17 protein-coding genes are annotated in these 19860 nt (G+C 72.1%); 7 read left to right on the plus strand and 10 right to left on the minus strand.

Annotation, left to right across the window (positions count from 1 at the left end; all coding sequences use genetic code 11):
- From DTL70_RS19240 to DTL70_RS19250, 3 genes are all read right to left on the minus strand, one after another.
- The coding region (locus DTL70_RS19240; protein ID WP_181860993.1) for a pentapeptide repeat-containing protein at window positions 1-156 on the minus strand (156 nt) is incomplete at its 3' end.
- Window positions 157-487: 331 nt separating this feature from the next.
- Window positions 488-859 carry a WhiB family transcriptional regulator gene (locus DTL70_RS19245; RefSeq protein WP_114014507.1) on the minus strand — a complete coding sequence of 124 codons (372 nt, stop codon included), beginning with the start codon at window positions 857-859 and terminating at the stop codon, window positions 488-490.
- Between the two features lie 233 nt (window positions 860-1092).
- Window positions 1093-1893: a DUF1707 SHOCT-like domain-containing protein gene (locus DTL70_RS19250; protein WP_114023237.1), complete on the minus strand. Its 801-nt coding sequence runs from the start codon at window positions 1891-1893 to the stop codon at window positions 1093-1095.
- Window positions 1894-2054: 161 nt separating this feature from the next.
- Between DTL70_RS19250 and DTL70_RS19255 the strand changes: the two genes are divergently transcribed.
- From DTL70_RS19255 to DTL70_RS19275, 5 genes are all read left to right on the plus strand, one after another.
- Window positions 2055-3755 (plus strand): fumarate hydratase, encoded by a 1701-nt coding sequence (locus tag DTL70_RS19255; protein ID WP_114023238.1) that lies wholly within the window; start codon window positions 2055-2057, stop codon window positions 3753-3755.
- 137 nt (window positions 3756-3892) lie between these two features.
- Window positions 3893-5314 (plus strand): class II fumarate hydratase, encoded by a 1422-nt coding sequence (locus tag DTL70_RS19260; protein ID WP_114023239.1) that lies wholly within the window; start codon window positions 3893-3895, stop codon window positions 5312-5314.
- 144 nt (window positions 5315-5458) lie between these two features.
- On the plus strand, window positions 5459-6151 hold the full coding sequence (fomD, locus tag DTL70_RS19265; RefSeq protein WP_114023240.1) for a cytidylyl-2-hydroxypropylphosphonate hydrolase: 693 nt from the start codon (window positions 5459-5461) through the stop codon (window positions 6149-6151).
- A gap of 105 nt (window positions 6152-6256) precedes the next feature.
- Window positions 6257-6967, plus strand: a complete 711-nt coding sequence (locus DTL70_RS19270) for a class I SAM-dependent methyltransferase (protein WP_245979474.1) — start codon at window positions 6257-6259, stop codon at window positions 6965-6967.
- Between the two features lie 64 nt (window positions 6968-7031).
- Window positions 7032-9233 carry a SpoIIE family protein phosphatase gene (locus DTL70_RS19275; RefSeq protein WP_181860994.1) on the plus strand — a complete coding sequence of 734 codons (2202 nt, stop codon included), beginning with the start codon at window positions 7032-7034 and terminating at the stop codon, window positions 9231-9233.
- Between the two features lie 203 nt (window positions 9234-9436).
- Here the strand turns inward: DTL70_RS19275 and DTL70_RS19280 are convergent, their stop codons facing one another.
- Together DTL70_RS19280 and DTL70_RS19285 are read right to left on the minus strand one after the other, a co-directional pair.
- Window positions 9437-9970 carry an alkyl hydroperoxide reductase gene (locus DTL70_RS19280; protein ID WP_114023242.1) on the minus strand — a complete coding sequence of 178 codons (534 nt, stop codon included), beginning with the start codon at window positions 9968-9970 and terminating at the stop codon, window positions 9437-9439.
- Window positions 9971-9976: 6 nt separating this feature from the next.
- Complete coding sequence (locus DTL70_RS19285) at window positions 9977-10531, minus strand: peroxiredoxin (protein ID WP_114023643.1); 555 nt, start codon at window positions 10529-10531, stop codon at window positions 9977-9979.
- 176 nt (window positions 10532-10707) lie between these two features.
- On the opposite strand from DTL70_RS19285, the gene DTL70_RS19290 reads away from it, so the two are divergent.
- Window positions 10708-11688 (plus strand): hydrogen peroxide-inducible genes activator, encoded by a 981-nt coding sequence (locus DTL70_RS19290; protein ID WP_114023644.1) that lies wholly within the window; start codon window positions 10708-10710, stop codon window positions 11686-11688.
- A 92-nt stretch (window positions 11689-11780) separates the two neighbouring features.
- Here DTL70_RS19290 and DTL70_RS33610 read toward each other — a convergent pair whose 3' ends face one another.
- Both DTL70_RS33610 and DTL70_RS19300 read right to left on the minus strand, forming a co-directional pair.
- Complete coding sequence (locus tag DTL70_RS33610; RefSeq protein WP_181861017.1) at window positions 11781-11960, minus strand: type II toxin-antitoxin system antitoxin; 180 nt, start codon at window positions 11958-11960, stop codon at window positions 11781-11783.
- 137 nt (window positions 11961-12097) lie between these two features.
- Window positions 12098-13033, minus strand: coding sequence for an SPFH domain-containing protein (locus DTL70_RS19300; protein WP_114023244.1), 936 nt, complete (start codon window positions 13031-13033; stop codon window positions 12098-12100).
- Window positions 13034-13323: 290 nt separating this feature from the next.
- Between DTL70_RS19300 and DTL70_RS19305 the strand changes: the two genes are divergently transcribed.
- Window positions 13324-15168 (plus strand): alpha/beta hydrolase, encoded by a 1845-nt coding sequence (locus DTL70_RS19305; RefSeq protein ID WP_114023245.1) that lies wholly within the window; start codon window positions 13324-13326, stop codon window positions 15166-15168.
- A gap of 81 nt (window positions 15169-15249) precedes the next feature.
- Here DTL70_RS19305 and DTL70_RS19310 read toward each other — a convergent pair whose 3' ends face one another.
- The 3 genes from DTL70_RS19310 to phoH2 all read right to left on the minus strand — a co-directional run bounded on the left by DTL70_RS19310 (window position 15250) and on the right by phoH2 (window position 19518).
- The gene (locus DTL70_RS19310) at window positions 15250-16662 is read right to left on the minus strand and encodes an AI-2E family transporter (protein ID WP_114023246.1); all 1413 of its coding nucleotides are present in this window, start codon (window positions 16660-16662) and stop codon (window positions 15250-15252) included.
- 236 nt (window positions 16663-16898) lie between these two features.
- The gene (locus DTL70_RS19315) at window positions 16899-17630 is read right to left on the minus strand and encodes an aggregation-promoting factor C-terminal-like domain-containing protein (protein ID WP_181860995.1); all 732 of its coding nucleotides are present in this window, start codon (window positions 17628-17630) and stop codon (window positions 16899-16901) included.
- A gap of 562 nt (window positions 17631-18192) precedes the next feature.
- Window positions 18193-19518 (minus strand): RNA 5'-3' helicase PhoH2, encoded by a 1326-nt coding sequence (phoH2, locus tag DTL70_RS19320; RefSeq protein WP_114023248.1) that lies wholly within the window; start codon window positions 19516-19518, stop codon window positions 18193-18195.
- Window positions 19519-19860: the final 342 nt, after the last annotated feature.

The raw sequence follows: 19860 nt of genomic DNA on the forward strand, positions 1-19860 counted from the left end.
CCCTCGCAGCGCTGCCCCTCGCAGCGCTGCCCCTCGCAGCGCTGCCCCTCGCAGCGCTGCCCCTCGCAGCGCTGCCCCTCGCAGCGCTGCCCCTCGCAGCGCTGCCCCTGGCAGCGCTGCGCCTCGCAGCGCTGCGCCTCGCCGAGCCCGCTGCACGGGTGCCCCGCGCCTGCCGAGTGCTCAGCGCTGAGCACTGACGCACTGAGTGTGGGCCCCGGCCATACCTTGCCCGGGTGCCTGGCGCGGGGCCGCCGCAATCGGCCCCGCGTGCCGCACCACCGCCCGGAGCAGGCCGTCCCGGGGCCGCCGGACCCACACCGCCGCGGCCGGTCACTGTCACGGCGGAGCGGGGGCGGAGCCGAGGGTCGGGCCCTCATCCGCGCGGCCTGCGCCCCGCCGCAGCGGGAAGGATCGGCCGCCAGGCGGGCGGCTCCCCAGCCGGATGCGAGGGCGGAGGTGCCGCGGCCAAGCAGGGGCGGGGGGCGGGTTACGCGATGCGGGACACCTCGGCGGGGGTCTCGGCCGCGGCGGCGGTCTTGGCGCGGCGGCGGCGCGAGAGGACGACGCGCCGCTCAGCGGCCGTCAGACCGCCCCATACGCCGTACGGCTCAGGCATCACCAGTGCGTGCTCGCGGCACTCGACCAGGACCGGGCAGCGGGCGCAGACGCGCTTGGCGGCCTGTTCCCTGGAGAGCCTGGCGGCCGTGGGTTCCTTGGACGGAGCGAAGAAGAGCCCTGCCTCGTCCCGGCGGCAGACGGCGTCGCCGTGCCAGGGGCCTGCCTGGTCATCTCGCTCAGGCGTTCGCTGGACGGGGACGGTGGCGGCGGCCTGCAGGGACTGATGCGGCGTGTGCAGCACGGTCTGCTCCTGACGCGACGACGGAGGTGCGGTCTCCTTCACCCGTCTTGCAGCGCACGGCAGTCCACGGGTCCCCCACCGGCTCATCGGAGCCGGTCCGCAGTCAGACCGTACGAAAGACGATGCCCGAGCCCTACCCGCTGTACGTGCCGGTATGCATTGCGTGGCCCCCCACGCACGCCCTGGCGCACGCTCCCCGGCGCGCACCATCCGCAGCGCGCGCCGGGAGGCTGTCACGGTTCCTTACGGAACCGGTCCCGCAGGTTCTGGATGGCCGAACCGCGCTTCGGCTTGGCCTCCACGCCCCCGAAAATCGCGGCGCCCTCGACCAGGACCGTGGGGGCTCCCGGGTCCGGCGAGTCGGTGACATGGACGTCGAAGCCGCCGAAGACACCGGCGCCCTTCTGCTGGAGCGTGACGTTCTCCGGAACGCGGATCTCGATTCCACCGAAGATCGCAGTGGCGTTGATCTGCACGTGCGGGTGCTCGAACAGCGCCTCGGTCAGATCGATCTCGATGCCGCCGAAGAGAGCGAACGCGTTGATCTTGCGCGGAACCCGCCAGCGCCCCTTGCGCCCGGAGCCGCTGAAGATCGCGACGAGGTTCTCCTTGGGCCCCCACCCGTGGGCCGCCGGCGCACTGGTGTGCGAAGCGGCGAAGTTGGCGAACGCCGAGGCGTGCGAACGCTGCCCGCCCTCGGCGCCCTGCCCGGCTCCGTGCGCCGCACCCGCGGCAGCCCCGCGGCCCGCGGGCAGGTCGCCGACCAGCGGCTCCAGTTCGCCCATCGTCTTGGCCGCGTAGACGGACTCGATCCGCTCGCCGTGCTCCTGCGCGTCCAGCCGGCCCTCGGCGAGGGCCTCGCGGAGGATGTCGGCGACGCGGTCGCGGTCCGCGTCCGAGGCGCGCACGTCGGCGTCCCGTACCGCGGGCGCGTGGACCGGCGCGGCGGAGGCCTGCGGACGTCCGTCGGCCGGCTGCTTCTCAAGCGAGGCCGGCTGCTTTTCGAGCGGGGGACGCGAGGAGTCTTCAGTCACACGGGCAGCGTACCCAAACGCGATAGATCGCGACTACCCCCGGACGGCCTCCTTGCGTCCGGGTTCTACGCTGTGAGACGCGCTCCCATCGCCGAGAGCCGTGGCCTTCCTCCGCAACGATCACGCGGGAGGCCGTGAGTGTGAGAGGAAGAGTCCCCAGTATGTCTGCCAGCTCCCAACCGGCCAGCCCGGAGTTCTCCTACACGGACCTGCTCCCCACCGGTGCGGACCCCACGCCCTACCGCCTGGTCACCAGCGAGGGCGTCAGCACCTTCGAGGCGGACGGGCGCACCTTCCTCACAGTGGATCCTGAGGCGCTGCGCAAGCTGGCGGCCGAAGCCGTCCACGACATCCAGCACTACCTGCGGCCCGAACACCTCGCGCAGCTGCGCCGCATCCTCGACGACCCCGAGGCGAGCGCCAACGACCGCTTCGTCGCCCTCGACCTGCTCAAGAACGCCAACATCGCGGCGGCCGGCGTGCTGCCCATGTGCCAGGACACCGGCACCGCCATCGTGATGGGCAAGCGCGGCCAGCGGGTGCTGACGGCGGGCGGCGACGAGGAGGCGCTCTCGCGCGGCATCCACGACGCCTACACCCAGCTCAACCTGCGCTACTCCCAGATGGCGCCGCTGACCATGTGGGACGAGAAGAACACCGGCACCAACCTGCCCGCGCAGATCGAGCTGTACGCGAGCGACGGTGACGCCTACAAGTTCCTGTTCATGGCCAAGGGCGGCGGCAGCGCCAACAAGTCCTTCCTCTACCAGGAGACGAAGGCGGTGCTGAACGAGGCCTCCATGATGCGGTTCCTGGAGGAGAAGATCCGGTCGCTGGGCACCGCGGCCTGCCCGCCGTACCACCTGGCGATCGTCGTCGGCGGCACCAGCGCCGAGTACGCGCTCAAGACCGCCAAGTACGCCTCCGCGCACTACCTGGACGAGCTGCCCACCGAGGGCTCGCCCTCGGGGCACGGCTTCCGGGACACCGAGCTGGAGGACAAGGTCTTCGAGCTGACGCAGAAGATCGGCATCGGCGCCCAGTTCGGCGGCAAATACTTCTGCCACGACGTGCGCGTGGTGCGGCTGCCGCGGCACGGCGCCTCCTGCCCCGTCGCCATCGCCGTCTCCTGCTCGGCCGACCGGCAGGCCAAGGCGAAGATCACCGCCGAGGGCGTCTTCCTGGAGCAGCTGGAGACCGACCCGGCGCGCTTCCTGCCGGAGACCACCGCGGCCCAGCTGACCGAGGGCGCGGGCCCTGACCTGGACGCGGTGCGGATCGACCTGACGCGCCCCATGGACGAGATCCTGGCCGAGCTGACCAAGCACCCGGTCAAGACCCGGCTGTCGCTGACGGGCACGCTCGTCGTCGCCCGCGACATCGCGCACGCGAAGATCAAGGAGCGGCTGGACGCGGGCGAGGAGATCCCGCAGTACCTCAAGGACCACCCCGTCTACTACGCGGGTCCCGCCAAGACCCCCGAGGGCTACGCCTCCGGCTCCTTCGGCCCGACCACGGCCGGGCGCATGGACGCCTACGTCGAGCAGTTCCAGGCGGCAGGGGGCTCGAAGGTGATGCTCGCCAAGGGCAACCGCAGCAAGCAGGTCACCGACGCGTGCGCGTCGCACGGCGGCTTCTACCTCGGCTCCATCGGCGGCCCCGCGGCCCGGCTCGCCCAGGACTGCATCAAGAAGGTCGAGGTCCTGGAGTACGAGGAGCTGGGCATGGAGGCCGTCTGGCGGATCGAGGTCGAGGACTTCCCCGCGTTCATCGTCGTGGACGACAAGGGCAACGACTTCTTCGCCGACCCGGCCCCCGAACAGCCCTTCGTCACCTCGATCCCGGTACGCCAGGGCTCGTGATCCCAGGGGGCGGCCCGACATACCAGGGCCGCCCCCTGCACACGCCCCTTCGCCCGATCTGTGGAGGGCTGACCCCGCATGGCGTGCCGGGAATGCGGGGACCCGTGCGGAACGCTGTGCGTGAGGGAGGTGCCGGAATGACCGACAGCGCGGAGTACCGGACGGAGCACGACTCGATGGGTGAGGTGCGGGTTCCGGCGCACGCCAAGTGGCGGGCGCAGACGCAGCGGGCCGTGGAGAACTTTCCCGTCAGCGGGCAGCGGCTGGAGCGCGCGCACATCGAGGCGCTGGCCCGGATCAAGGCGGCGGCGGCCGTGGTGAACGCGCGGCTCGGGGTGCTGGACGAGGAGCGGGCGGAGGCCGTCCGTGCGGCGGCGGAGGAGGTCGCGCGGGGGGACTGGGACGAGCACTTCCCCGTCGACGTCTTCCAGACCGGCTCGGGCACCTCCTCGAACATGAACATGAACGAGGTGCTGGCGACGCTGGCCACCGAGCGCCTGGACGGCTCACGCGGCGCCTCCGGCGATCCGGTGACCGTCCACCCGAACGACCACGTCAACGCCAGCCAGTCGTCCAACGACGTGTTCCCGTCCTCGCTGCACATCGCCGCCACGGCCGCGGTGACGGCGGACCTGGTTCCGGCGCTGGAGCACCTGGCCGGCTCGCTGGAGGCGAAGGCGGGCGAGTTCGCGCAGGTCGTGAAGTCGGGGCGGACGCACCTGATGGACGCGACGCCCGTGACGCTCGGCCAGGAGTTCGGGGGCTACGCGGCGCAGATGCGGTACGGCGTGGAGCGGCTGCGCGCCTCCTTGCCCCGGCTGGCGGAACTGCCCCTGGGCGGTACGGCGGTGGGTACGGGCATCAACACCCCGCCCGGTTTCGCGGCCGCCGTGATCGAGGAGGTCGCGCGCGGCACGGGGCTGCCGCTGACGGAGGCGCGGGACCACTTCGAGGCGCAGGGCGCGCGCGACGCGCTGGTGGAGACCTCGGGGCAGCTGCGTACCGTCGCGGTGGGGCTCACGAAGATCTCCAACGACCTGCGCTGGATGGCCTCCGGGCCCCGGACGGGGCTGGCGGAGATCGCGTTGCCCGACCTCCAGCCGGGTTCCTCGATCATGCCGGGGAAGGTCAATCCGGTGATCCCGGAGGCGGTGCTGATGGTCGCGGCGCAGGTCACGGGGAACGACGCGACGGTCGCCGCGGCGGGCGCCGCGGGCAATTTCGAGCTGAACGTGATGCTGCCCGTCATCGCCAAGAACCTGCTGGAGTCGGTGCGGTTGCTGGCGAACGCCTCGCGACTGCTGGCCGATCGCACGGTCGACGGGATCACGGCGAACGCGGAGCGGGCGCGTACGTACGCTGAGTCGTCGCCGTCCGTCGTCACGCCGCTGAACAAGTACATCGGGTACGAGAACGCGGCGGCGGTCGCGAAGAAGGCGCTGGCCGAGGAGCTGACCATTCGTGAGGCCGTGCTGCGCAGCGGGTACGTCGAGCGGGGCAAGCTGACGCAGGAGCAGTTGGACGAGGCGCTGGACGTGCTGCGGATGACTCATCCCTGACGGCCGCGGCCCGTCCGGGCCCGCCGCGCTGGTGGCGGGCCCGGACGGCGTCCCGCCGCACGTGCGGCGGGCTCGTGCGGTGCCCCGCCGCGCTTGCGGCACAGCTCACGGCGGGTCGGTGCGGCGGGCACCTAAGATCTCGTCATGACAGCGGAACAGGCGGCGACGACGCAGCGCTGGCCCACGGGGACCCCGATCCTGTGGCGCTACCGCGCCAACGGCGCCGCGCATTTCCACATCTGCCGCCCCGTCACCGTCGTGCAGGACACCGCCGAGCTGCTGGCGGTGTGGATGGCTCCGGACACGCTGTGCGTACGCCCCGAGCTGGCGGACGGTACACCGTTGCACCGCGAACCGCTGGCCACCCGGTACACCAAGCCGCGCAGGGCCGCTCTCACTCCCTGGTTCGGCATGGGTGTGCTCAAGCTGGCGCGGCCTGCCGAGCCGTGGTCGGTGTGGCTGTTCTGGGAGCGTGGCTGGCGGTTCAAGAACTTCTACGTGAACCTGGAGGAGCCGCGGCTGCGCTGGCCGGGCGGTGTCGACTCCGAGGACCACTTCCTGGACCTGGAGGTGTGGCCGGACGGGAGCTGGGAGTGGCGGGACGAGGACGAGTTCGCCGAGGCCCAGCGCGCGGGGCTGATGCCGGCCGCGCAGGCGGGGCGGGTGCGCGAGGCGGGGCGGCGGGCCGTCGAGGCGGTGCGGGCCTGGGGCTCCCCGTTCTCGGACGGTTGGGAGAGCTGGCGTCCTGACCCGGCGTGGCCGGTTCCCGCGTTGCCCGAGGACTGGGACAGGCCGCCGTCCGGCGTGTGCCCGCGCCGCGCTGACGGTGCCCCTTGATACGCCCCCATACTGCAAACGTAGGATCAACCTCCGTACGAAATGCGCCGCACAACTTCCCGCTTCCCCCGGGGATTTGACCGGCAGCCAGGAAGGAGCCCAGCCGTGAGCAGCTCTGCGGGTCTTGGAGCTAGCGGGACAGCCGGGTCAGGTGCCGGGGCATATGACGGTTTTGACCGCACGAGTATCGACAGAACGGGTCAGTCCGAGGCTTTCGACGCCATTGGAGACCGGTACGACGAGGCGTTTCCGCACAAGGAGGGCCAGATCGCCGGTACGGCGTGGCTGTCGGACCAACTGGCGCCCGGCTCCCGGGTTCTCGACGTGGGCTGCGGCACGGGGTTGCCGACCGCGCGTCAGCTGGCCGACGCGGGGCACAAGGTGGTCGGTCTCGACCTGTCGTCGTCGATGCTGAAGCTGTGCCGCGACAACGTTCCGGAGAGCGAGTGCCGCAAACTGGACGTCGCCGACCTGGAGTCGGCCGGTCTGGGCCCGTTCGACGGTGTGGCCGCCTTCTTCTCGCTGCTGATGCTGCCCCGCGCGGAGATCCCTTTCGCGCTGCGGACCCTGCACGGACAGCTGCGCGGCGAGGGGCCGCTGGTCCTGGGAATGGTGGAAGCGGACGTGACCGATTTCGCCATTCCGTTCCTGGGCAATGCGATCCGGGTATCCGGCTACCTGCGGGACGAATTGCGCGGGGTGGTCCAGGACGCGGGATTCGACATCGTGGAGGAGGACGCACGCGCGTACGCTCCTGCGAGCACGGACGTACCACCCGAGATTCAGCTCTTCCTGCACTGCCGACGACGCCCATAGACCGCGAGCCCGCACACCGCGGGCACCTGGCGCTGGGCGTGCGCCGACGCGCAGCCCCGGATGGATGGAAACCGAACGCGTGACGGAGCACGAGAAGCCTGCGGCGAGCAGCACCGCCGAGTCGACGCCGCCCGAGCCGCCCGGCTCGCCGAGCCGGGACGCCGCCGGCTGTGCCGGCGAGCCCACGGGCAGCACGGGTAACGCCCGCCCCACCGGCGCCACCAGCAGCACGGGCCCGGGCGACGAGGCGGCGGTCCCGCGCGGCCGCGACGCCGTCCCCGCGCAACCCCAGCCGCACCCCTCGCCACCCCAGCAGCAGCCACAGCCGCATGCCCGGCCGCACGCCGCGCAGCCCGCGACCGGGGTGGGACCCGCGGCCGGAGCCCGGCCGGCCTCCGCCCCGGCCCCGGCTGCTGGCGACGCCCCGGACGGCAGCGAGCGCTCCGAGCGGGAGCGCCGGGGCGGGGACCGGCTGCGGTTCGTCGGCGCGGCGACGCGGCGCATCGCGCGCGGCGTCGACCTGGACGAGACGGTACTGGGGCTGTGCCGCGCCAGCGTGCCCGCGTACTCGGACGCCATCCTCGTCTACCTGCGCGACCCGCTCCCGGTGGGCGACGAGCGCCCCACGGGCCCCTTCATCCTGCGGCTGCGGCGCAGCGACCGCATCCCCGACGACCCGCTCACCGCGCAGGCGCTGCAAGCCGCCCAGTCGGTCGCCCCCGGACCGGGCCCCGCGGGGGAGGCCGCCGAGCACACCGGGCAGCACACGGGCGGCGGCGCGAACCTCGCCTTCGGCATGGTCTCCGGCATGGCGGCCGGCGTGGCCGGCACCACCGCAGCCCAACTGGCCGAGGTCCGCCCGGGCGGGCCGCTGGCCGAAGTGCTGCGCGGCGTACGCCCCGTCTTCGCCGACTCCCCCGCGGCCAGCGCCGCACTGCCCGAACTCCTCGGGCCCGACCGCGACGTGCCCGCCGGCAACCGCGCCATCCTGGCTCCGCTGCGCGGCCGCCGCAGAGTCATCGGGGCCGCGGTCTTCCTCCGCCGCCCCGACCGGCCCGCGTTCGAGCCGGACGACCTGCTGATCGCGGCCCAGTTGGCCACGCACACGGCCCTCGGCGTCGACAAGGCGGTCCTCTACGGGCGCGAGGCCTACATCGCCGACGAGCTTCAGCGCACGATGCTCCCCGACGAGTTGCCGCAGCCCACCGGGGTGCAGTTGGCCAGCCGCTACCTTCCGGCAGCCGAGACCGCGCGGGTCGGCGGCGACTGGTACGACGCCATTCCGCTGCCGGGCTCCCGCGTGGCACTGGTCGTCGGCGACGTGATGGGCCACTCGATGACCTCCGCCGCGATCATGGGACAGCTGCGCACCACCGCGCAGACCCTGGCGGGGCTCGACCTGCCGCCGCAGGAGGTGCTGCACCACCTGGACGAGCAGGCGCAGCGGCTGGGCAGCGACCGCATGGCCACCTGCCTGTACGCCGTATACGACCCGGTGGCGCACCGCATCGTCGTCGCGAACGCGGGCCATCCGCCGCCGGTCATGCTGCACCGGGGCGGGCGCGCCGAGGTGCTGCGGATACCGGCAGGGGCGCCGATCGGCGTGGGCGGCGTCGACTTCGAGGCCGTCGAACTGGACGCCCCCGCGGGCGCGACGCTGCTGCTCTACACCGACGGGCTCGTCGAGTCGCGGCAGCGCGACGTGTGGACCGGCATCGAGCACCTGCGCGAGAAGCTGGCCGCCACCGCGCGGCTGACCCGGCCCGGCGCGGCCGCCCCGCTGGAGCCGCTGTGCGACGAGGTGCTGGACATCGTCGGGCCCGGCGACCGGGACGACGACATCGCGCTGCTGGCCGCCAGGTTCGACGGAATCGCGCCCAGCGACGTGGCGTACTGGTTCCTCGACCCGCGCGCCCAGACCGCGCGGCAGGCCAGGCGGCTGGCCCGCAGGGCGCTCGCCCGCTGGGGCCTTGAGGAGCTGTCCGACGCCGTCGAACTGCTGGTCAGCGAGATCGTCACGAACGCCGTGCGGTACGCCGAGCGTCCCATCACGCTGCGGCTGCTGCGGACGGACACGCTGCGCTGCGAGGTCGGCGACGACGTGCCGCAGTTGCCGCGGCTCCGGCAGGCGCGCGCCACCGACGAGGGCGGGCGCGGTCTCTACCTGGTCAACCGGCTGGCGCGGCGCTGGGGTGCCACCCGCCTGTCGACCGGCAAGGTCGTCTGGTTCGAACTCCCCTGCCCGGAGCCCGCGCCGGAGCCCTGAGAGCCCCCGAGTGGTGCGCTCCGACCGGCGCGGCGTGAGGCGGCAAGCGGTGTGGGGGCGGCACGCGATGCGAGGGCGGCACGCGGTGTGACGGCGGCAACGGGACCGGCCCGCACCCGGCGACGGCCGCCCCTGTGCGGGGGCGGGCGCCTCGTCGCCGGGTGCGGGCCGGCTTTCCGCGCGACGCCGCGCGCGGGCGAAGGTCAGGCGCCGAGGTCGGCCTCGGCGTCCAGGGTGACGCCGACCGCCTGCACGACGGCAGCGATCTTGAAGGCCTCCTGGATCGTCTCGCGGTCCACTCCGGCCTTGCGCAGCACCTGCTCGTGCGAGTCGAGGCACTGCCCGCAGCCGTTGATCGCGGAGACGGCGAGCGACCACAGCTCGAAGTCGGTCTTCTCGACACCGGGGTTGCCGATGACGTTCATCCGCAGCCCGGCGCGGAGCGTGCCGTACTCCGGGTCCGACAGCAGGTGCCGGGTGCGGTAGAAGACGTTGTTCATCGCCATCACGGCGGCGGCCGACTTCGCGGCGGTGTAGGCCTCCGCGCTCAGGTTCTCCTTGGCCTCCGGCTCCAGCGCGCGCAGCACGATGCCGGAGCGGGACGCGATGGCGCAGGACAGCACGGTGCCCCAGAGCTGCTGCCCCGGCAGGTCCGAGTTGCCTATGACGGAGCCGAGGTTGAGCTTGAGGTCCTTCGCGTAGTCCGGAAGGGCCTGCTTCAGGTCATCGAGAGCCATGGTCGGTCACTCACCCGCCAGCAGCTTGACCGGGTCGAGGGTCTCCTCGCCCTGGGTCCAGTTGCAGGGGCACAGCTCGTCGGTCTGCAGCGCGTCGAGGACCCGCAGGACCTCCTTGGGGTTGCGGCCGACCGAGCCCGCGGTCACCATCGTGAACTGGATCTCGTTGTTCTGGTCCACGATGAAGACGGCGCGCTGCGCGAAGCCGTCCTCGCCCTCGATGCCGAGCGCGCGCATCAGCTCGTGCTTGGAGTCGGCCATCATCGGGAAGGGCAGGTCGGTCAGGTCCGGGTGGTCCTTGCGCCAGGCGTGGTGCACGAACTCCGAGTCACCGGAGAAGCCGAGGATCTGGGCGTCGCGGTCGGCGAACTCGTCGTTCAGCTTGCCGAAGGCGGAGATCTCCGTCGGGCAGACGAAGGTGAAGTCCTTGGGCCACGCGAAGACGACCTTCCACTTGCCCTCGTAGGTCTTGTGGTTGATCGTCTCGAACTCGCTGCCCTTCTCCAGAGAGACGCAGGCAGTCAGTTCGAACTCGGGGAACTTGTCACCGACGGTGAGCACGTACACACTCCTTGCACTTGCGGCCAGGATGCCCAGTTTGTGCGCATTCCTGGAGGTTGGTCGAAACCACCTAACCACATGCGGCATTGATCGCGGAAATAGCTACAGTTGGTGTGGTTGATTGGAGTGACTTATCAGTGACCGCACCGACCGCGCAGTCCGTGCCCGCGCAGCCCGTGCACCCGGCCTCGGCTTCCCCGTCCGCGCAGCCGTCGCGCACCGCCCGCCACCGGCAGCCCAGCGTCTCCCAGCTGCGGGCTTTCGTCGCCGTGGCCGAACATCTGCACTTCCGGGAGGCCGCGGCGGCCATCGGCATGAGCCAGCCCGCGCTCTCGGGCGCCGTCGCCGCACTGGAGGAGACGCTGGGGGTGCAACTGCTGGAAAGGACCACCCGAAAGGTGCTGCTCTCCCCCGCCGGTGAGCGGATGGCCGTCCGCGCACGCGCCGTGCTGCACGCCATGGGCCAGCTCATGGAGGAGGCGGAGGCGGCGCAGGCTCCCTTCACCGGCGTGCTGCGCCTGGGGGTGATCCCCACGGTCGCCCCGTATCTGCTGCCGACCGTGCTCGGTCTCGTCCACAAGCGCTACCCCGACCTGGATCTCCAGGTCCACGAGGAGCAGACCGACTCGCTGCTGGAGGGGCTCGGGCAGGGCCGGCTCGACCTGCTGCTGTGCGCGGTGCCGCTCGCGGCGCCGTGGGTGCGGGAGATACCCCTGTTCGACGAGGACTTCGTGCTCGTCACCCCGCAGGGCCACCCGGCGGCCGGGCGCAGCGACCTGCCGCGCTCGATGCTGCGCGAGCTGGACCTTTTGCTGCTCGACGAGGGGCACTGCCTGCGCGACCAGGCACTCGACATCTGCCGTGAGGCGGGCCGCACCGAGTCGACCGGAGTGACCACCAGCGCGGCCGGGCTCTCCACGCTGGTGCAGCTGGTGGCCGGGGGCATGGGCGTCACCCTGCTGCCGCACACCGCCGTCCGCGTGGAGACCGGGCGCAACGCCTCGTTGCAGACGGCCCGTTTCGCCGATCCGGCGCCCTCGCGGCGCATCGCGCTGGCGACCAGGGAGGGCGCGGCGCGGGAGGAGGAGTTCCACGCGTTCGGGGACGCCCTGCGCGCCGCGCTGGCGACGCTTCCCGTACGCCCCGCACTACCGTGAACCGACCGCCCGCGCACTATCCGTGAGCGGCCACTCCACACCTCCGTGAGCCGTGCCGCGTCGGCGCGGTACGGCTCCGTGGCTTCGGATGCTCAGTCCTCGCGGGGCGGCCGGCCTCTGCGGGGGTGCGGCCTGGTCTGGCTGGGCAGCCGGCCGGCCTCCTTGAGGGCCCGGCGCAGGAGGTAGTCGATCTGCGCGTTGGTGGAGCGCAGTTCGTCGGCGGCCCAGCGGGCGAGCGCGTCGTGCATCGCGGGGTCGAGCCGCAGCAGCACCTGCTTGCGCTGCCGCGGCTTCCCCTTCGCGGGCTGCGGGCCCTGGGGCCCCGCCGCCGCCTCGGCCCCCTCGTCCGAGGCGGCGCTCCCGCCCGACGCGGCGCTCCCGCCCGAGGCGGCGTCCTCGCCGTCGTCCGTCACTGGTAGAGCGACCCGGTGTTCATCACGGGCTGCGGGGAGCGGTCGCCGCACAGCACGACCAGCAGGTTGCTGACCATGCTGGCCTTGCGCTCCTCGTCCAGCTCCACGAAGTCCTGGGCCGTGATCCTGGCCAGCGCGTCCTCGACCATGCCGCAGGCGCCTTCCACGATCTTCTGCCGGGCGGCGACGACGGCGCCCGCCTGCTGCCGCTGGAGCATGGCCGAGGCGATCTCGGGCGCGTAGGCGAGGTGGGTGAAGCGGGACTCGACGATGGTCACGCCGGCCGCGCGGACGCGTGCGGTCAGTTCGGCGGCCAGCTTCTCGGTGATCTCCTCGGCGTTGCCGCGCAGCGAGAGCCCGGCCTCGTCGTGTGCGTCGTACGGGTACTCGATGGCGATGTGCCGGACGGCCGCCTCGGTCTGCGTGGAGACGAACTCGACGTAGTCGTCCACCGAGAAGGTGGCCTGCGCGGTGTCGCGCACCTGCCAGACGACGACCGCGGCGAGCTCGATCGGGTTGCCGTAGGCGTCGTTGACCTTCAGCACCGCCGTCTCGTGGTTGCGCACCCGGGTGGAGATCTTGGTGCGGCTGGTGAGCGGGTTGACCCAGCGCAGACCGTCCGAGCGGATCGTGCCGGTGTAGCGGCCGAAGAGCTGGACGACGCGGGCCTCGCCCGGCGCCACCATGTTCAGCCCCGCCATCCCGAACACGGAGCCGATCACCACCAGGATGCCGATGACGAGCAGCGTGGTGCCCGCGGCCCCCTGGCCGTCCGAGGCCATTCCGCCGCCCAGGACGGTGGCACCGACGCCGATCAGGAAGCCGATGAGTCCCAGGAGGAGGGCGAGCCCGCCCGGGATGCTGTGGGCGCTCGTCTCCCGCACTTCGGGTGCGGGCATCTCGGGTGCGTCGGTCGGCTGGTCGGTGGTCATCGCTCTCCCCCGTTCTCTCCGGTCTCCGGCGCGCGGTGGGTCGAGACGGCGCGCCCTATCAATGTGCTATCACTTTAGCGCCTGGACCCGTTTCCCGCCAGTACGCGCCGGTACGAGGCACGGGCCAGGCCCGGCACCCTGGCGAAAGCACGGGCCGCCCGCGGGCCCGCGACCCGCTGAGCAACCCCTTCGCCCCCCGCTGCGTCCGCTGACGGGGACGGCCGATACTGGACGGTCGGCACTGTGCACTGTGGTGAGCGCACCGGACGGCGAAGACGGGAATGAGGACGATGGGGCAGGTCGCGGACAGACAGCTCGCACCGCCTCGTCGCATACCCCCGCCGCGCCGCCCCCTGCCCCCGCGCGCCAGGCGGCGCCTGCGCAGGATCCGCGCGCTGGCCCGGGCGCTGCTCCGGCGCCCCTACTGGGATCCGCCCGACTCCTCCTACGTCGTACGGCGCTGGCCCGGGCTGACGGCGATCTGCTGCGCCACCCTCTTCTTCTGGCTCTCGCTGACGCCCTCACTCGTGCCCAGGCCCTGGCTGCTGCAAGGGGTGATCGGCGGGATAACGGCCGCCATCGGATACGCCATCGGCGCGCTCGCGGAGTGGCTGGTACGGCTGACCGTGCGCCCCGTGCGGCGCCGCCTGCGCTCGCGCGGGCGCGGAAACCGGCGGCCCCGTCCGCGCCTCAGAGCCCGCGCCTGGCTGACGTACTACGCGCTCAGCACCGTGGCGACCATCGCCGCGCTGTCCTGGAGCGCCGACGCGCAGCGGGAGCTGCGCAGGCTCCAGGAGATGCCGGAGACCCTCACCTGGCACTCCCTGATGATCGCCGCCGTGGCCCTGGCGATCTGCGGCGCGCTGGTGGCGCTGGGCCGCACCGTGCGGCTCGGCACCCGCGTACTGATCAGGCTGCTGGGACGGTTCGTGCCGCGCCCGGTGGCCATCGGGGTGAGCCTGCTGGTCAGCGCGATGGTCGTGGTCTTCGGCACCCGGGACGTCGTCTTCGACCGGGGCGTCATCGACGTCGCCGCGTATCTGGCGCAGAACACCGACAAGAGCACCAAGGACGGCATCACCCGGCCCCGCACGCCGCTGGTCTCGGGGAGCGCCGCCTCCCTCGTCGACTGGGACGAGCTGGGCTACGAGGGCCGCAACTTCACGGGCTCCTCCCTGACCTCGCGGCAGATCACCTCCGTCACCGGCAGGTGGGCGATCCAGCCGATCCGCGTCTACGTCGGCCAGGAGTCGGCGTCCACGTTCACCGCACGCGCCCGGCTGGCGGTGCGCGAGCTGGAGCGCACCGGCGCGTTCGACCGGAGCGTGCTGGCCATCGCCGGCACGACAGGCCGCGGCTGGGTCAACTCGACGGACGCCGAACCGCTGGAGTACATCCACGGCGGCGACACCGCCATCGTGGCCGTGCAGTACTCGTACCTGCCCAGCTGGGCGTCCTTCCTCGTCGACAAGGAAGAGGCGGGGCGCGCCACCCGCGCCCTGGTCGACGCGGTGCGCGCCCGCCTGCGCGAACAGCCCGCCGAACGGCGTCCCGAACTCGTCGTCTTCGGCGAGTCCCTGGGCGCCTACGGCATCGAGGCCGCGTTCGACGGCCCCGACGACATGCTCTCCAAGGTCGACGGCGCGGTGCTGGCGGGATCGCCCAACTTCTCCCCGCTCCGCAGGGAGCTGACCGCGCACCGGGACCCGGAAAGCCCCATCTGGCGGCCCGAGTACGAGGACGGACGCCACTTCCGGTTCGCGCAGTGGCCCGAGGAGGACCTCGCGCGCCCCGGCCCCGCCTCCTCCTGGGAGAAGCCGCGCGTCGTCTACCTGCAGAACGCCTCGGACGCGATCGTGTGGTGGTCCCCGGGCCTCGCGCTGAACCCGCCACGCTGGCTGCGCGAGCCCCTCGGCCCCGACATCACCGACGAGGTCAACTGGTTCCCGCTGGTCACCTTCTGGCAGACGACGGTGGACATGGCCGTCTCGTACGGCGTCGGCGCACCGCACGGCCACCGGTACGGCAACGGCTCGGTGGAGGCCTGGGCCGCCGTCGCGCCCTCCGAGGGGTGGACGGACGCGGACACGGAGCGGCTGCGCCGGTTCATGGACGGGCGGGAGGCCCCCTACTGACGGCGGGCGGGGCCCCCTCCGCCTGACGGCCTGAGGAGCCCCGCCCGCCGCGCCGCCACGCGGGCCCCGCCCGCCGCGCCGCTACGCGCCGCCGTCCCCCGGCAGTTGCGTCTGACCGGGACCGGGGGCAGGACTCTCGTCGCCCCGGGCGCCGGCCGCGGCCGGCTGCTCCGTGGTCTCCCTCAGCCGGCGGAGCGTCTGCTCCTGCGCGTACCCCTTGAGGTAGCCGACGACCGTGTTGCTGACCGCGACCAGCGGCACGGCCACGACCGCGCCGGGGATGCCCGCGATGAGGCTGCCGCCCGTCACGCCGAGGACGACGGCGAGCGGGTGGACGCGCACCAGCCTGCCCAGGATGAAGGGCTGGAGGATGTGGCTCTCGATCTGCTGGACGGCCAGCACGACGGCCAGCGCCAGCGCGGCGGAGACCGGACCGTTGGTGACGAGCGCGACGACGACGGCCAGCGCGCCGGAGATCACCGCACCGACGATCGGGATGAAGGCGAACAGGAAGATGAAGACGGCGAGCGGAACGGCCATGGGCACGTTGAGGAAGTAGAGCCCGATGCCGATGAAGATGGCGTCGATCAACGCGACGATCACCGTGCCGCGCACGTACCCGGTGAGTGTCGCCCAGGCCCGCGGCCCCGCGCCGGCGACACCCTCGCGGGCGGCCGAGGGCACGAACTTGAGCGTCCACTCCCAGATGCGGCGGCCGTCGTAGAGCAGGAAGAGCGTCACGAACATCGTCAGCAGCGCGCCCGAGAGGAACTCGACGATGACGGTGACGCCCTCGATGCCCGCCGAGGTCAGCTCCTTGCTGTTGTCACCCACCCAGTCGCTGAGGTTCTGGGCGATGTCGTTGATCTGGTCCTCGGAGACGTGGAACGGACCGTTGAGCGCCCAGTCGCGCAGCTCCTGGATACCCGCCTGCACCTTGTCGGTGAGGGTGTCCAGGTTCTCCATCACCTGCCACACCACGAACCAGCCGACCAGGCCCATGACGACGAACCCGCCGATGAAGGTGATGGCCGTGGCCAGGCCGCGCCCGAGCCCGATCCGCCGCAGCCGGGCGACCGTGGGCTGCAGCAGCGCGGTGATGAGCAGACCGGCGGAGAACGCGATGATCACCAGGCTGATGGTGCTGACGACCTTCATCAGCACCCAGATGACGCCGGCGAGCACCAGCAGACGCCACCCCGCCTCGGCGGCGACCCGCACGCCCCACGGCACGGCGGCGGCCGGTTCCGGTTTGGCGGCTATGGCGGGCGCGTACTGGGGAGGCGGCGGCACGTAGTCGCTCCCCGCCTCATCACTGTCCGCCTCCGCCTCGGCCTGGGCACGGCCGGCCTGGACGTTGTCCAGCCGGTGGTCGATCCCGTCACCCCCGCCGCGGTCGGAGCCGGCGTCAGGCCCCACTTCGGCGCGCCGCTCGGCGGCCTTCGCGGCCCATCGGCCCACGGCCGCCCTGAGCCTGTCCGTTCTGCCCGTCATTCCGCTTCCTCCGCCCCCGCTCGCCAGTGGCTTCGCCGTGTGAGGGACGACGTTACCCGGGCCGATGGTTGCTTTCCGCACCGGACGCCGGTCGGCCGGTTCCGGTACGCAGCCCGCGCGCGGTCACGGCGGCTGCGGAGCGCACACGCGAATGCCCCCCGCGGCGATCCTGGCGGATCGCCGCGGGGGGCATCATGTCCGGACACACGGTCCGGCAAGCTGCGGGGCCGGTCGGCTCAGTAATAGTGGTTGGCCTGCCAGAAGTCCCACGCACCGCAGGGGCTTCCGTACCGGTCGTTCATGTAGTTGAGGCCCCACTTGATCTGGGTGGCCGGGTTGGTCCGCCAGTCGGCGCCCGCCGAGGCCATCTTCGAGCCCGGCAGCGCCTGGACGAGGCCGTAGGCGCCGGAGGAGGCGTTGGTCGCCTGGTAGTTCCAGCCCGACTCGCGCGTGACGATCTGGGAGAAGCACTGGTACTGGCCGCCGCCGACGATCTGCTTGGCCATCGACTGGACTTCGGCCGTGGAGTACGAGGACTTCTGCGGGAAGTCGGAGCGTTCCGAGGAGCGGCTGGAAGCGGACTGGATCTTGTCCCGCTCCTTGGCCTTCTCGGCGGCCTTCTTCGCTGCGGCTTCCTTCTCGGCCTTCTCCCTCTTGGCCGCAGCGTCCTTCGCGGCCTGCTTGCGGGCGGCTTCCTCGGCCGACTTCTTCGCCTTCGCGTCCGAGGCCACCGACGCGGCGTCGGCCTGCTGCGTGAGGGAAGCGGTCTGCGCCTGGGCCTGAGACCCGGCCGGTATGTCCTCTAGGAGCGTCGCCTGCGCTGCGGTGGCCTCGGCGTCGGACGCCTGACCCTGGTCGGCGCCTGCGGCGACCCCGACGACGGCGCCGACGGTGGTGACCGCGGTGGCGGACGCCACGGCGAATCCCCGGACCGAAATCCGAGCAGTCACACGGTTTCCTTCCAACATGCCCGCTCGGGTGACCTCGCGGACGCAATCGTGCCCCTGGCACTGGTCTCCCTTGTATGGGCGGGGGAGACACGGGCCCGGTGGGCCTCCCCTCGGGGAGAGCCCGCGTGGTTCTTCGGGCGGCATACGGCGCGACTGCTGTTCAGTTCTGTACTGCTGTGCGGTGTCGCACCGTTGGCGGTGCGGATGTGCCGTATGCGGGGCCTGACAGGACCCACACCTTGCCGGAACCGGACGCGTGGAAGCAATTCGGTGTTGAGTGGGAAAGCTCACACGGCGTTTGGGGCGAAGAGGTCTCGGAAACCAGCGCGCACTCAGGCCCCGTGCCGCTAGGGTGTTGCGCCCTTGGGGCACGGGGCCCGTCCCGGCGGGCGCCGCAGCGCCCGGTACTGACCTCCCGTCAGCGGCGAAACGCCCGGCCGACCGGTACGAGGGACGCCCGGTCGGCCGTACGGACGGACGGCGGCTGACGGATGGCGGATGGCCGTCTGATCGCCCTGGCGGATGTCCGGTTGATCGTCCCCGGGGGATGTCCGGTTGATCGGACGATCCGGTGGACGGATCAGACGCGGCCCTCCTCCAGCATCTCGGTCACCAGCGCGGCGATCGGCGAACGCTCCGAGCGCGTCAGCGTCACGTGGGAGAAGAGCGGATGCCCCTTCAGCCGCTCGACGACGGCGACGACGCCGTCATACCGCCCCACCCGCAGATTGTCCCGCTGCGCCACGTCGTGGGTGAGCACCACCCGCGAGTCGGTACCGATCCGGGACAACACCGTCAGCAGCACGTTCCGCTCCAACGACTGCGCCTCGTCCACGATGACGAACGCGTCGTGCAGCGACCTGCCGCGGATGTGCGTGAGCGGCAGCACCTCCAACATGCCGCGCGCCACCACCTCCTCGATGACCTCACGGCTGGTGACCGCCGACAGCGTGTCGAAGACGGCCTGCGCCCACGGGCTCATCTTCTCCGCCTCGGTGCCCGGCAGATAGCCCAGCTCCTGGCCCCCCACCGCGTACAGCGGCCTGAAGACCATCACCTTGCTGTGCTGCCTGCGCTCCAGCACCGCCTCCAGACCGGCGCACAGGGCCAGCGCGCTCTTGCCGGTGCCCGCGCGGCCGCCCATCGAGATGATGCCCACCTCGGGGTCGAGCAGCAGATCCAGTGCCACCCGCTGCTCGGCGCTACGGCCCTTGATGCCGAACGCCTCCCGGTCCCCGCGCACCAGCCGAATGCGGCCGTCCGCGGTCACCCTGCCGAGCGCCTTGCCCTTCTCCGACTGGAGTACCAGACCGGTGTGGACGGGGAGCTCCGGCGCGTCGTAGGGCAGCGCCACGCTCTCCTGCGCGAACAGCTCGTCGACGTCCTCACCCGGAAGGGTGAGTTCGGCCATGCCCGTCCAGCCGGAGTCGGTGATGGCCAACTCCGCGCGGTACTCCTCCGCCAGCAGCCCGACGGAGGACGCCTTGATGCGCAACGGCAGGTCCTTCGAGACGACCGTCACGTCGTACCCCTCCGCCTGGAGGTTCCGCGCGACCGCGAGGATGCGCGAATCGTTGTCTCCGAGCCTGAAGCCTGCCGGCAGCACCGACGGATCGGAGTGGTTCAGCTCGACCCGGAGTGTTCCGCCCAGGTCGCTGAGGGGGATCGGCGCGTCGAGCCGGCCGTGCCTGACCCGGTACTCGTCGAGCCGGCGGAGGGCCTGCCGGGCGAAGTAGCCCAGCTCTGGGTGGTTGCGCTTGGCCTCCAACTCGGTGACGACTACCACGGGGAGCACCACTTCGTGCTCGTCGAACCTGTCCATGGCGGCCGGGTCCGCCAGCAGCACGCTGGTGTCGATGACGTACGTGCGCCGGTCGGACTCGCTGCGCTTCTTGCTGATCACCACGGTGGGACGTACCCCCTCGGATGAGGTCGGGGAGCGACGGCGTCGCGGGGGAAGAGACCGGAGAGCGCCCGCACCACGCGGGCCGGCCTCCGGCCCGCCGCGTCCTGCACCCGTGCCGACCGCTCGGCCTGGAGCCTCACGCGGCCCGGGGGCGTCCGTGGTGTCCAATCGGGCCTCCCGGCGACCGTGGCCCTGCGAGGGCACGGTCGTGAGGGATATTCCCTCCCGAGTGGTCAAGCATGCAATGACATCGGGCACGGCTGGGACGGGAGAGGGCACAGCGCCGTGCAGGACCACCGGTGGGAGAGCGTGAGAGAGGAGGAGGAACCGCCAGCGGGGAAG

The organism is Streptomyces diacarni (assembly GCF_003323715.1).
Classification (GTDB): domain Bacteria; phylum Actinomycetota; class Actinomycetes; order Streptomycetales; family Streptomycetaceae; genus Streptomyces; species Streptomyces diacarni.